Genomic DNA, 11,993 nt, shown 5'->3' on the forward strand with positions numbered 1-11,993 from the left:
TCGAAGCGGCGGTGGCGAACTTCGCCGAGGCCCGCGCGCTCGCCCCGGACGAGCCCGAGGTGTACGAGCGAGAGGGCCGCGCGCTGCTGGCCGCCGGGCGCCAGGACGAGGCGCTGGCCGCCATGGAGCGCTCGCTGGCGCTGAGGCCGCAGAACCCCTCCCTCAAGGAGGCCCTGCGCACCCTCAAGGGTGAGTCCGGTGGCTACGGCACTCGGTACCTGGTGGACCCCGCGCCCCTCATCGCGGAGGCGGACGCCTATCCCAACGAGGATGCGGTGTACCTGGTGGAGAACACCTACGTGCGCGTGCAGAAGAACGGGCTCACCAGCCGGCTGCACCAGCTGGTGGTGAAGGTGCTCAACCAGCGCGGCGTGGAGGACTTCCGCACCCAGCCGGTGGCGTACTCGCCGGATCGGCAGGAGGTGCGCGTGCTGCGCGCCCGCGTCACCAAGCCAGACGGCTCCGTGGTGGACAGCTACGGTGACACCGAGCGCAACATCAACGAGCCGTGGACGGGCATGTACTACGACGCCCGCGCGAAGATGCTCAACTTCCCCGCGCTGGCGCCGGGAGACGTGCTGGAGCTGCAGTACCGCATCGAGGACACGTCCCAGGACAACCTGCTCTCCGACTACTTTGGCGAGGTGGAGAACATCCAGGGCGTCTACCCCAAGCTGCGCTTCCAGTACCAGGTGGACATGCCCAAGGAGCGCACCCTGTACTCCAACTCCGCGAAGCTGCCGGGGGTGGCGAACACGCGCGAGGAGCAGGAGGGCGGGCGCATGCTCTACCAGTGGAAGGCGAAGGGCGTGCCCAAGGTGGTGCCGGAGCCGGGCATGCCGGGCTGGGCCGAGGTCGCCCCGCCGCTGCACATCTCCACGTACAAGAGCTGGGAGCAGGTGAGCCGCTACTGGTGGGGCCTGGTGAGGGATCAGCTCACGCCCAACGACGAGCTGCGGCAGACGGTGGAGCGGGTGCTGACGGGGGTGGACCGGAAGAACGACATGGCGGTGATCCAGGCCGTCTACAACTTCGTGGTGACGAACACGCGCTACGTGGCGCTGGAGTTCGGCATCCACGGCTACAAGCCCTACCGGGTGGACCGGGTGCTGGCGCGGCGCTTCGGTGACTGCAAGGACAAGGCGAGCCTCATCCACGCCATGCTGAAGCTGGCCGGGGTGGACAGCCGCATGGTGCTGCTGCGCATGCGCAACCTGGGCTACATCGGCGAGGAGCCGGCGAGCCTGGCGGCCTTCAACCACGCCATCGTCTACGTGCCCAAGCACCAGCTCTACCTGGACGGGACGGCCGAGTTCCACGGCGCCAAGGAGCTGCCCAGCGCGGATCGGCGGGCCACCGTCCTCATCGTCGAGCCGGACGGCACCAGCTCCTTCCACGTCACGCCCGAGGCGAAGTTCGACGAGAACGTCACGAAGCTGAGCATGGACGTGATGCTCAAGCCGGACGGCGGCGCGGAGGTGAAGGGGGCCAGCACGGTGAGCGGCCAGCAGGCGTCGGACTACCGGCGGGCCTACCGGACGGTGTCCACGCGCCGCTCCACCTTCGAGCGCGCCTGGGCGCAGAGCTTCCCCGGGCTCACGGTGAACGAGGTGAAGCTCAATGACACCACCCTCCTGGACAACGATGTGGAGGTGGACTTCCAGATGACCATTCCGCGCTACTCGGAGGTCCTCCCGGGCGCGGCGCTGCGCTTCCTGCCCTTCGGCACCGGCCGCACGTACCAGCAGGCCTACGCCACGCTGGTGGAGCGCCGGTTCGATCTGGTGATGCAGGGCCCATGGATGAACCAGTTCACCCTGAGCTACACGCTGCCCGCGGGCTACACGGTGGCGGAGCTGCCACCGCCGCTGGAGGAGCAGCACCCCTGGGGCCGCGTGCGCCTCACTTACCGCCAGGAGGGCGGCAAGCTCATCTCCGAGGGCGAGGTGGCGATGACCTCCGCGCGCGTCAAGGTGGAGTACTACACGGCGTTCCGCGAGTTCCTCGGCCGGGTGGATCAGGCCTTCAACCGCAAGGTGGTGCTCAAGGGCCCACCGGTGGGGAAGACCGCCGAGCGCTGAGCCCTCTCGCTCTGTCCCCCGAGGGCGCGCGCTGCACATTCCGCATCCCAGGCTGCGGATTTCGCAGCGCTCCTTGGGGCGCGCGGCCGAGCCCTGCTCGGAACCCCTGAGAACGACATGACTTCGTAACGGGGTGTCACGTTGGACCGTCCCTTGCTGGAGGGAGCGCTCGAGCGCTTCACCTGGTGAGGACGAGCCCCCCTTGCGTGTCGAGAGCAAGCTGCCCCAGAAGGCATGGTCACGGAGCGGAGAGCCGGAGCATGATAGGCTCTCCCGCATGCGTGCCGGCGATCCCGTCCGCCTCATGAGGTGGTCGCGCTGGGGGATCCTCATCACCGCGATCCTCATGGGCAGCGGCATGGTGATCTCCGCGGCGATGAGCCACTCACGGGTGCACCACATCGCCTCGAGCCTCATCGACGGCCAGGGGCAGCTCCTGATCAACGGCGTCCGCCAGGGGCTGCGTGACGTCGGCCAGCCGCCCACTCCCGAAGGGATGGCGAAGCTGCTCGCGAGCCTCGAGAGCCAGGGCGTGCGCTACCTGGCCCTGGTCCCCCCTGAGAGGATCGTCGAAGCGGGGATGGCCTTGGGTGGCCCGCCGAGGGTAGAGCTCCTCCCTCGAGGCTCGGAGCTCGAGGTCCACTTGACGGAGCTGGGCTCGCGCATCCGCATGGAGGTGCGTGTGCCTCCTCCCCCGCCAGGGCAGCGGCCCCCGGCTCCGTCCCCCCCTTCCGCACCTCCTCCGCGCGGTCCCCGGGAGTTCCAGCAGCAACCTCCGCCCCATGGCGGCCCTCCGCCCCATGGCGGCCCTGAGCGCCCTGACCCTCCCGAGGCACCGCCCGCCCCCCGTCGGAGAGATCTGCCTCCCACGATCATCGAGTTCGAACCCCTCCTGGCCCGTGAGCTCGTGTCCAGCTCCCAGCGCTCGCTGGTCATCAGCAGTGTGGTTGCGCTGGCGATGCTGTTGGGCGCTGCCATCGCGTTCCGCTGGCTGAAGGCGCGCGAGGCGCTGGAGCACAAGCTGGCCCGTGAGCGGCACCTGGCGGTGCTGGGGGAGATGTCCGCGGTGCTCGCGCACGAGCTGCGCAACCCACTGGCCTCGCTCAAGGGCCACGCCCAGCTGCTCACCGAGGCGCTGCCCGAGGGCCGCTCCCGCACCAAGGCCGAGCGCGTGGTGAAAGAGGCCCTGCGGCTGGAGGATCTCACCAGCAGCCTGCTCGCCTTCGTGCGCACGGGCACCATCCAGCGCCAGGAGACGGATCCAGTGGCCATCGTCCGCGCCGCGGCCGAGGAGGTGGATCCGAGGCTCATCGAGCTGGATGCGCAGGCCGCTCCTCCTTCCTGGCCCCTGGACGCCGCCCGCATGCAGCAGGTGCTGAGCAACCTGCTGCGCAACGCGATCCAGGCCTCTCCTCCGGGCAGCCCGGTGTTCGCGCGCATCGCCACGGAGGAGAAGACCCTGCTCTATGAGGTGAGGGACGCTGGCACGGGCATCGCGCCCGGCCAGGAGAACGTCATCTTCGAGCCCTTCCACACCGGGCGTCCCCTGGGAAACGGGCTCGGGCTGGCCGTGGCCCGACGAGTGGTGGAACTCCACGGCGGCAGCATCCGGGCCAGCAACCACCCCGCGGGTGGGGCCCTGTTCCGCGTATGCATTCCCTTGACGGCCTGAGCGCGCGACGCCAGACCGGAGGTTCGTCTCATGGGTCGCATCCTGGTTGTGGACGATGAAGAGGGTGTCCGGAGCTTCCTGGCCGAGAGCCTCGAGCTCGATGGCCATCAGATCGAAGAGGCAGCCAGCGGCGAGGAGGGGCTCGAGCGCATGCGGGTCAAGAGCTTCGATCTGGTGCTCACGGACCTGCGCATGCCGGGCATGGGAGGGATGCAGCTGCTGGAGAAAGCCCAGGCGGAGCAGCCCGAGGTGGAGTTCATCGTCCTGACGGCGCACGGCAACGTGGAGAGCGCTGTCCAGGCCATGAAGCTGGGGGCGTTCGACTTCATCCAGAAGCCCGTGAGCGGCCCGGCCCAGCTGCGGCTCCTGGCGACACGGGCTCTGGAGCGGCGCAGGCTGCGCGACCACGCCGAGGTGGCTCGAGCCTCCGCGGATGACCCGGTGCTGAGCTATGGAGACCCGGCCATGGCGCCGGTGGTGGAGGCGCTGAAGAAGGTGGCGCGCACCCAGGCCACGGTGCTGCTGCTGGGCGAGAGCGGCACGGGCAAGGAGGTGGCGGCCCGCGCCATCCACCGCATGAGCGATCGCGCCAAGGGGCCCTTCGTGGCCATCAACTGCGCCACCCTCTCCGAGAACCTCCTCGAGAGCGAGCTCTTCGGCCACGAGAAGGGCGCCTTCACGGGTGCCACCGATCGCAAGCGCGGGCGCATCGAGCTGGCCCATGGCGGGACGTTCTTCCTCGACGAGGTGGGCGAGCTGAAGCCGACGATCCAGGCCCGGCTCCTGCGCGTGCTGCAAGAGCGCGCCTTCGAGCGTGTGGGTGGAACACGAACGCTCGAGGTGGACGTGCGGTGGATCGCTGCGACGCACCGCGATCTGCGCGGGCAGATCTCCGATGGGACGTTCCGCGAGGACCTCTACCACCGCCTTTCGGTGTTCCCGGTGCGGCTGCCCCCGCTGCGCGAGCGCACCGGCGATATTCTCCCGCTGGCCGATGTGCTGCTGGCCCGCGCCTGCCACGAGCTGAAGCGGCCGGTGCTGAAGCTGTCCGAGGACTCCCGGAAGGCACTCCTCGGGGGACGGTGGACGGGCAACATCCGCGAGCTTGCCAATGCGCTCGAGCGCGCGGCCATCCTCGCCGACGGTGACATCCTCGAGCCCTGGCACCTGCTGGTGGAGCCTGCCCGCTCTCCCGAGCCCGCCCGCACAGCCGAGTCGGGTGCCGGGCCCAGCTCCGAAGGCGGGGCGATGACGCTCGAGGAGATGGAGCGGCGCACCATCGAGCGCGTGCTGCTGGAGGTGGGCGGCAACCGGCGCGAGGCCTCCGAGCGGCTGGGCATCGGCCTGCGCACGCTCTACGAGAAGCTCAAGCGCTACAAGATCGGCTGAGCTGCCCCCTCCGCAGTCCCCTCCAGCAGCGCGGCAAGCACCTTGCGCACCTCGGCCGGGCCGTCCACCCGGTACACAGCGCGCGAGGCCTTGCCGTCCGAGTGGACGGAGATGGCCCCCTCCGGCAGCGCGGCGAACAGATCCTCATCCGTGCGGTCGTCTCCAAAGGCCGCCATGAGCGCCCCGGGCTCCACGCCCTCCAGCACCTCCGCCACCACGCGCCCCTTGTTCACCCCGCGAGCGCGCACCTCCACCACCTTGTCCCCGGGGAGGATCTCCATCGGGCCCCGGGCCAGCACCTCGCACAGCTTCAGGCGCAGCTCGCGGGACTGCCACGCGCCGAAGCCCGGATCCACCTGCCGGTAGTGCCACGCCAGCGACGCCGTCTTCTCCTCGATGAACGAGCCCGGCACGCGCGCGGTGAACACCTCCAGCAGCGGCCTTGCCAGCTCCTTCCCCTCGGAGGCCACCCCCTCCAGCATGCGCCACGCTTCCCCAGGCCCGGAGCGGGACCAGAGGCCGTGCTCGGCGTGGAGGCCCACCGGCAGCGCTCCCAGCCACTCCTCCAGCGTCTCCTTCATCCGTCCGCTGACGATGTGCACCCGCGTGCCTGGCAGGGCCGCCACGCGCGCCAGCAGTACAAGCAGCTCCGGATCCGGCACGGCCAGCTCCGGCCTCGGAGCACTGCCCACCAGCGTCCCGTCATAGTCCAGCAGCAGCACCCGCTGCCCGGCGCCCTTGAGCCGCGCCACCACCTCCGCCACGGCCGGGGCTCTCGGCTTGGGAGCGGGCACGGACTGGAGCGTGTCCAGGAAGTGGCTCGCCCACCAGTGCACGTCTCGGGCCTTCACCTGGACACGCAGGGCCCGCATCCGCTTGCGGCGCTCCTCCACCGGCATCTCCAGCGCCCGCTCGATGGCGTCCGCCATGCCCTCGACGTCGTATGGGTTGACGATGACGGCCTCGCGCAGCTCGGCGGCGGCCCCGGCGAACTCGCTCAGGACGAGCACGCCCTCCTCATCCGGCCGCGATGCGCAGAACTCCTTGGCCACCAGGTTCATCCCGTCCCGGGTGGGCGTGACGAGCATCACATCCGCCGCGCGGTACAGGCCTGCGAGCTGCCGCTCGTTGAAGGAACGGTAGAGGTAGTGGATGGGGGTGTTCTGGACCGTGCCATACAGGCCGTTGATGCGGCCCACCAGCTCGTCCACCTTGTCCCGGTAGGCGGCATAGTCTTCCACCTGGGTGCGGCTGGGCACGGCCACCTGGACGAGCCTCAGGCGCCCGCGCCACGCAGGCTCGCGCTCCAGCAGGCGCTGCACCGCCAGCAGCCGCCGGGGGATGCCCTTGGTGTAGTCCAGCCGGTCGATCCCCACCAGCAGCCGCTGCCCCGCGCTGCTCTCCCGGATGACGCTCACCTCTCCGAGCACCCCCGGGTCATGCGCCAGCCGCTCGAAGGACGCCGCGTCGATGCCCATGGGGAAGGAGCCCAGACGCACGGTGCGCCCCTCATGGGTGACGTGGTCCATGTCCGTCTCCAGCCCCAGGACCCGCAGCAACGTGCTGGAGAAGTGGTGCACGTAGCCCGGCGTGTGGAAGCCCACCACGTCCGCGCCCAGCAGGCCGCGCAGCAGCTCCGAGCGGTGGGGCAGCGTGCGGAAGATCTCGCTCGACGGGAAGGGGATGTGGTGGAAGTAGCCGATGCGCGCCTCGGGCAGCCGCTCGCGCAGCAGCCCCGGCACCAGCATGAGCTGGTAGTCGTGCACCCAGATGGTGTCGCCCGGCTGGTAGTGGCGCGCGACCAGCTCCGCGAAGCGCTCGTTGACCTTGGCGTACGCATCCCAGTCCCGGTCCTGCCGCGGAATCCGGTCCAGCAGGTAGTGGCAGAGCGGCCAGAGGGCGCGGTTGGAGTAGCCCTCATAGTAGCGGCTGACCTCACTGGAGCTGAGGTACAGCGGAACGCAGCGCAGCGACGCGAGCTTGGACTCCACCTGGGCCCGCTGCGCGCTCGACAGGCGCGAGACGTCCCCCGGCCAGCCGATCCACAGCCCCCCTGAGCGCTCGTGCGGACCGCTCAGGCCCGTGGCCAGCCCACCCGCGCTGCGCACCACGGTGACATGGTCCTTCTCGGCTTTGACGGTGACGGGGAGGCGGTTGGAGACGAGCAGGAGTCGTGACATAGGCGACTCTCCACTTAGTCAGTGGAGCGCGCCATGGCTACAGGAGATGGAGTCGCCGTGCCACTTGGCAAACCTTCTCTCGCCCCGGGCCCCCACCCCAGCCGCGCCAGCAGCGCCGGCTCCTGGCTCGGCTTCCAGATGAAGGCGTCCAGCAGGTAGTGCGTGGTCTGCGGCAGCGCGAGCAGCGGCACCACCAGCGCCAGCAGATCCGGGGGCAGGGTGAAGCCACTCGTGCCGAAGAGGGCGGGGCGGTCGTGCCACACCAGCCGGTCCCACAGGAGCTCCTCCCCGAAGGCCAGCGCCACCAGGAACAGGAGGAAACCCGGCAGGCCCGCGCGCACCAGCGGGGCGAACGGCCCGTACCCGCCCTCTGCGTACCGCCCGCGCGCGTAGCGGAACAGGAGCGCGAAGTACGGCACACCGTGCAGGACGACGTTCATCACCGTGAAGGTGAAGTCATCCTGGGCCAGGACGATGCCACCGAACCACGTCACCCACGTGGCGAGCACGAGCAGCACCTTGCCCACCTGGAGCCCCTCGCCGCGGACCACGCGTGCGGCCTGGAAACCCACCCACGCGGCCAGCACCAGCCCGTGGAGGGCGAGCGCCACCGTCCCCGCCCACTCGGGCAGCCCGGAGAGGAAGTCGTTCTCCACGAACCACCAGAAGGCGCGCGGGAGGTGGGCGTGCCACCAGATGACGGGGCCCAGGGTGGCCGCGTAGACGGCGGCAGCATCCACGCGCCGCTCGAGCTCCGAGACGCGGGCCTTTCGATCGTAGAGGGCCACCCAGCCGTACTGCTGGCGCACGAAGTGGAGGAGGGCCACGTAGGCGAACAGCCGCCAGAACATCCCGGGCGAGACCAGGTGGGCGAGGACGCCGATGACATAGGCGGCGAGCGGGGCGGTGACGTAGAGCGCGGTCCGCCGATGCAGCTCCTCGCTGTCCAGGTAGGTCCGGAACACCGTGGACCAGACGTGGGCCACGTCCACGCAGACGACGAGCAGCACCCAGGCCCACAGGGGCGTGTCCCCCACGGCGCCGAGCCACGGCGCGGCGAGCACCAAGGCCACGGACAGAAGCGTGGCCCCCGCGAAGACCGTGAGGTCCACTCCGCGGCCGAACAGCCAGCTCTGGGACGGGGCAAGGAGGCGAGCCATCCGCCCCGGAGGCTATCAGGCCCGAGGCCGCCCTGCTCCGGTCCGCTGGCAGCCTGCCTGCTGTCACCCAGACCATGGAGCTGGCCCCCCTCAAGCCGCCTCGGCTGGCGGTGCGCCAGTCCAACCTGTCAGACAGCCATACAGGTCTCGCAGGAGTCCGCCGCCCCCGCACGCCTCTTCCACCTGGCGCCTCCGAACGGACCAGGCAAGGCCCCGTGCTACCGTCGCCAAGCGAGGTCTCCACCATGTCCCCCAAGATGCAACTCCCTCGCTCGTCCAACCTGGTCGGAGATCCGCGCTCAACGGAGGAACTGATCCAGGCGGCTTTGCGCGGGGATCTAGAGGATGAGCCCGCCTGGGAGGCCGTGCGAGCCCTGCAAGGTCGACCCACGCTCGAGGTCTTGGATGCAGCCCGGAGACTCTGCCTGTCCTCCGAGCCTCGCGAGCGCTCACGCGGCGCGGACATCCTGGCGCAGCTGGGGGCGGCACAGCATCTCTTCGTCGAGGAGCGGCTCACCTCACTCCTTGAGTTGCTGGCAACCGAGCAAGTGCCCTCGGTGCTCCACTCCGCCACGGTGGCGCTGGGACACGTAGGCGATGTCCGCGCCGTTCCAGCGCTGGTGAGGCACAAGGCTCACTCCGATGCAGGTGTGCGGTACGGCGTGGCGTTCGGACTGCTCGGGCTGAAGCACCCGGACGCACTCTCCGCTCTCATCGAGCTGTCGGCAGACGAGGACGAGGAGGTACGAGACTGGGCGGCGTTCGGGCTCGGCTCGCAGACTGACACCGACACCCCGGAGCTCCGCGAGGCGCTCTTTCGCCGCACGGAGGATCCGCACGACGACACGCGAGGTGAGGCAATCCTCGGGCTGGCGCTGCGGCATGATCCACGCGCGGTGGAACTCGTGGCGAGGGAGCTGTTGCGGGGCTACGCCGGCCCGCTGTACCTCGAGGCCGCTGCGGAGCTGGCGGACCCAAGCCTGGTGCCCATGCTGCGCGCGCTGCGGGACCACTGGGGCAAGCGCGACTGGCTTCGCGATGAAGTCGATAGAGCCCTGGCTCGTTGCGAGGGGAAGAACGCCCAGGAGTAGGGCCTGCCGCCCACCCTGCGGTGCTCCTGAGAGATGGGCGTGGGCCCGTGCAGCGACTGCACCGTGTCTGGGCAGCTCCCAGGAAATGATGGGTTTCCGTGAAATTCTCCCCGATGCGGAAGATGTGACGCGCTTCGGCATGGAGGACCTTTGACAGCGGTCTCCCCCATGCAGTCACGTGGGCAGGCCGATGGCCCACGCCCTGTCCCTCTCCTCTCCTCCCGCCCGCTTCCGCCGCCGGCTGCTCGCCGTGATGCTGGCAGCGGGGCTCGTGCCGCTCGTGCTCATGGGACTGCTCGCCCAGAGTGCCCTGGAGCGGCTCCTCTCCGTGTCCGTGGCTCCCGTCGAGCGCGTCCTCGAGGACGTGTCCGCCGAGCTGGGGCGGCAGGGCCTCTCCCAGGCTCCGCTCGATGAGGCCCGGCTCAACCTCGCCCAGGCGGAGCTGGCCCGCCAGGCGCTCGTGCGCCGCGTGCCCATGTTCATCGCCGCGCTGGTGCTTGGCTCAGCTGCGGTGCTCGCCCTGGCCGCGGTGCTTCTCGGCCGTGGGCTCTCGCGGCCCGTCACCACGCTCACCCAGGGCATGACGGCCTATGCGCGCGGCGATCTCTCCGTGCGCCTGCCCGCCCCCGAGCACCCACGGGACGAGTTCCAGTTCCTCTTCGCCGGCTTCAACCGCATGGGCCAGGAGCTGCTCGCCCAGCGCGAGCGCCTCAAGGCCGCCGAGCAGATCGCCGCGTGGCAGGACATTGCCCGCGCCCTCGCCCACGAGCTGAAGAACCCTCTCACCGCAATGAAGCTCTCGCTCGCCCGTCTCTCCCGGACGGAGGCCTCCGCTCCTCCAGACGCCGTCCGAATCTCCGAGGCCGTCGCGCTCCTCCAGGAGGAGGTGGAGCTGCTGATGCGCATGACCCAGAGCTTCTCCGCCTTCGCCCGCCTGCCCGCGCCGCGCTTCCAGCCCGTGGCCCTGCAGCCCCTGCTCTCCGAGGTCTGTGCGCTCTACCAAGGCACCTCGCCCGTCCCCGTCCAGTTGGCGCCCGGCCCGGAGCTCACCCTCCACGCAGATCCGGACGGCCTGCGCCGCCTCTTCGGCAACCTGGTGAAGAACGCAACCGAGGCCTCCGCTCCTGGCTCTTCTCCAGTCCACATCGCCGTGGAGCCCCGGCCGGACTCCGTCCGTGTCACCCTGCGGGACGGAGGCGCGGGCATCCCTGCAGTGCTGGAGGGGGCCGCACTCACCCGGGGCCTCTTCAGCACCAAGCCGGAAGGCAGCGGACTCGGCCTGCCCATTGCTCAGAAGATCGCCCATGAGCACGGCGGCACCTTGCGCCTCGAACCCGCGCCCGGCGGCGGTACGCTGGCGCTCGTGGATCTCCCCCTCGCCCCGCCCGTGACATGAAGCCTGGCCCTCGCATCCTCCTCGTCGACGATGATCCCGGGGTCCTCAAGGGCCTGCGCGGGCTGCTGTCCGATGAGGGCTTTCAACCCGTGGAGGCCCGCTCCGCCGCCGAGGCCGTGCGCCTGCTCGAGGCTCCCGAGGGCCCGCCGGATCTGGTGCTCCTGGATCTGCGGATGCCCGGTGAGACGGGCCTGGAGCTGCTCGCGCGGCTGCCCCGTCCCCTGCCCGCTCCCGTGGTGGTGCTGTCCGGCGAGGCCTCCCCCGCTGAGGCCGTGCAGGCACTGAAGCTGGGCGCCACGGACTTCGTGGAGAAGCCTCCCTCTCCCGAGCGCCTCCTCACAGCCCTGCGCAATGCGCTCGCGCTGGGTGCGTTGCAGGAGGAGCGCCAGCGGCTTCTGGAGGAACTGGCTCGCCCCGGCCACCTCGTGGGCGAGAGCCCTGCCATGGAGAACCTGCGTCGCCTCATCGCCCGCGTAGGCCCGAGCGACGCTGCTGTCCTCATCACCGGCGAGACGGGCACCGGCAAGGAGCGCGTGGCCCGCGCCCTCCACCTGGCCTCGGGACGCAAGGGACGCTTCGTGGCCATCAACTGTGCAGCGATCCCCGCAACCCTCCTGGAGAGCGAGCTGTTCGGCCACGAGAAGGGCGCCTTCTCCGGAGCCGCCGCGCGCAGGGCTGGCCGCTTCGAGCAGGCCCATGGAGGCACCCTCTTCCTCGATGAGATGGGGGACATGCCGCTGGAGCTGCAGGCCAAGCTGCTGCGCGCCCTGGAGACCAAGGAGGTAGAGCGGCTGGGCGGCACGGGGCCCATCGCCGTGGATGCCCGCATCCTCGCGGCCACGCACCAGGATCTCGCCCGCGCGGTGAAGGAAGGGCGCTTCCGGCAGGACCTCTTCTTCCGGCTCAACGTCATGCCGCTCGCGGTGCCCCCCCTGCGCGAGCGCCCCGAGGATCTCCTCCCGCTGGCCCGCGCCTTCGCCGCCGAGATCGCCGGGCCTCATGTCCCGCTGGTGGTCGCACCGGG

At 70.3% G+C, this 11,993-nt stretch carries 8 protein-coding genes; 6 read left to right on the plus strand and 2 right to left on the minus strand.

Annotated elements, in window-relative coordinates; genetic code table 11:
- From VD972_RS37905 to VD972_RS37915, 3 genes are all read left to right on the plus strand, one after another.
- On the plus strand, positions 1-2,081 hold a 2,081-nt coding region (locus tag VD972_RS37905), incomplete at its 5' end, for a DUF3857 domain-containing protein (protein WP_324993703.1).
- A 304-nt stretch (positions 2,082-2,385) separates the two neighbouring features.
- Positions 2,386-3,753 (plus strand): sensor histidine kinase, encoded by a 1,368-nt coding sequence (locus VD972_RS37910; protein WP_324993704.1) that lies wholly within the window; start codon positions 2,386-2,388, stop codon positions 3,751-3,753.
- 30 nt (positions 3,754-3,783) lie between these two features.
- The gene (locus tag VD972_RS37915) at positions 3,784-5,142 is read left to right on the plus strand and encodes a sigma-54 dependent transcriptional regulator (RefSeq protein ID WP_324993705.1); all 1,359 of its coding nucleotides are present in this window, start codon (positions 3,784-3,786) and stop codon (positions 5,140-5,142) included.
- Here VD972_RS37915 and VD972_RS37920 read toward each other — a convergent pair.
- The gene (locus VD972_RS37920; RefSeq protein ID WP_324993706.1) at positions 5,127-7,322 is read right to left on the minus strand and encodes a bifunctional alpha,alpha-trehalose-phosphate synthase (UDP-forming)/trehalose-phosphatase; all 2,196 of its coding nucleotides are present in this window, start codon (positions 7,320-7,322) and stop codon (positions 5,127-5,129) included. The two genes, VD972_RS37915 and VD972_RS37920, sit on opposite strands and share 16 nt — an antisense overlap.
- Positions 7,323-7,336: 14 nt before the next feature.
- Positions 7,337-8,482, minus strand: a complete 1,146-nt coding sequence (locus VD972_RS37925; protein ID WP_324993707.1) for a hypothetical protein — start codon at positions 8,480-8,482, stop codon at positions 7,337-7,339.
- 245 nt (positions 8,483-8,727) lie between these two features.
- Here VD972_RS37925 and VD972_RS37930 point away from each other — a divergent pair, with 245 nt between their 5' ends.
- From VD972_RS37930 to VD972_RS37940, 3 genes are all read left to right on the plus strand, one after another.
- Positions 8,728-9,573: a HEAT repeat domain-containing protein gene (locus tag VD972_RS37930; protein ID WP_324993708.1), complete on the plus strand. Its 846-nt coding sequence runs from the start codon at positions 8,728-8,730 to the stop codon at positions 9,571-9,573.
- Positions 9,574-9,763: 190 nt separating this feature from the next.
- A complete protein-coding gene (locus VD972_RS37935) occupies positions 9,764-10,969 on the plus strand; it encodes a sensor histidine kinase (protein ID WP_324993709.1) in 1,206 nt (401 codons plus the stop codon).
- On the plus strand, positions 10,966-11,993 hold a 1,028-nt coding region (locus VD972_RS37940; RefSeq protein WP_324993710.1), incomplete at its 3' end, for a sigma-54 dependent transcriptional regulator. The genes VD972_RS37935 and VD972_RS37940, both read left to right, overlap by 4 nt.

It is taken from the genome of Hyalangium sp., from assembly GCF_035629615.1.
Lineage (GTDB): Bacteria > Myxococcota > Myxococcia > Myxococcales > Myxococcaceae > Hyalangium.

Coding starts and splice junctions, on each gene's coding strand:
- VD972_RS37925 (WP_324993707.1), bottom strand. CDS start 8,482: ATGGCTCGCCTCCTTGCCCCGTCCCAGAGCTGGCTGTTCGGCCGCGGA.
- VD972_RS37915 (WP_324993705.1), top strand. CDS start 3,784: ATGGGTCGCATCCTGGTTGTGGACGATGAAGAGGGTGTCCGGAGCTTC.
- VD972_RS37910 (WP_324993704.1), top strand. CDS start 2,386: ATGAGGTGGTCGCGCTGGGGGATCCTCATCACCGCGATCCTCATGGGC.
- VD972_RS37935 (WP_324993709.1), top strand. CDS start 9,764: ATGGCCCACGCCCTGTCCCTCTCCTCTCCTCCCGCCCGCTTCCGCCGC.
- VD972_RS37930 (WP_324993708.1), top strand. CDS start 8,728: ATGTCCCCCAAGATGCAACTCCCTCGCTCGTCCAACCTGGTCGGAGAT.
- VD972_RS37920 (WP_324993706.1), bottom strand. CDS start 7,322: ATGTCACGACTCCTGCTCGTCTCCAACCGCCTCCCCGTCACCGTCAAA.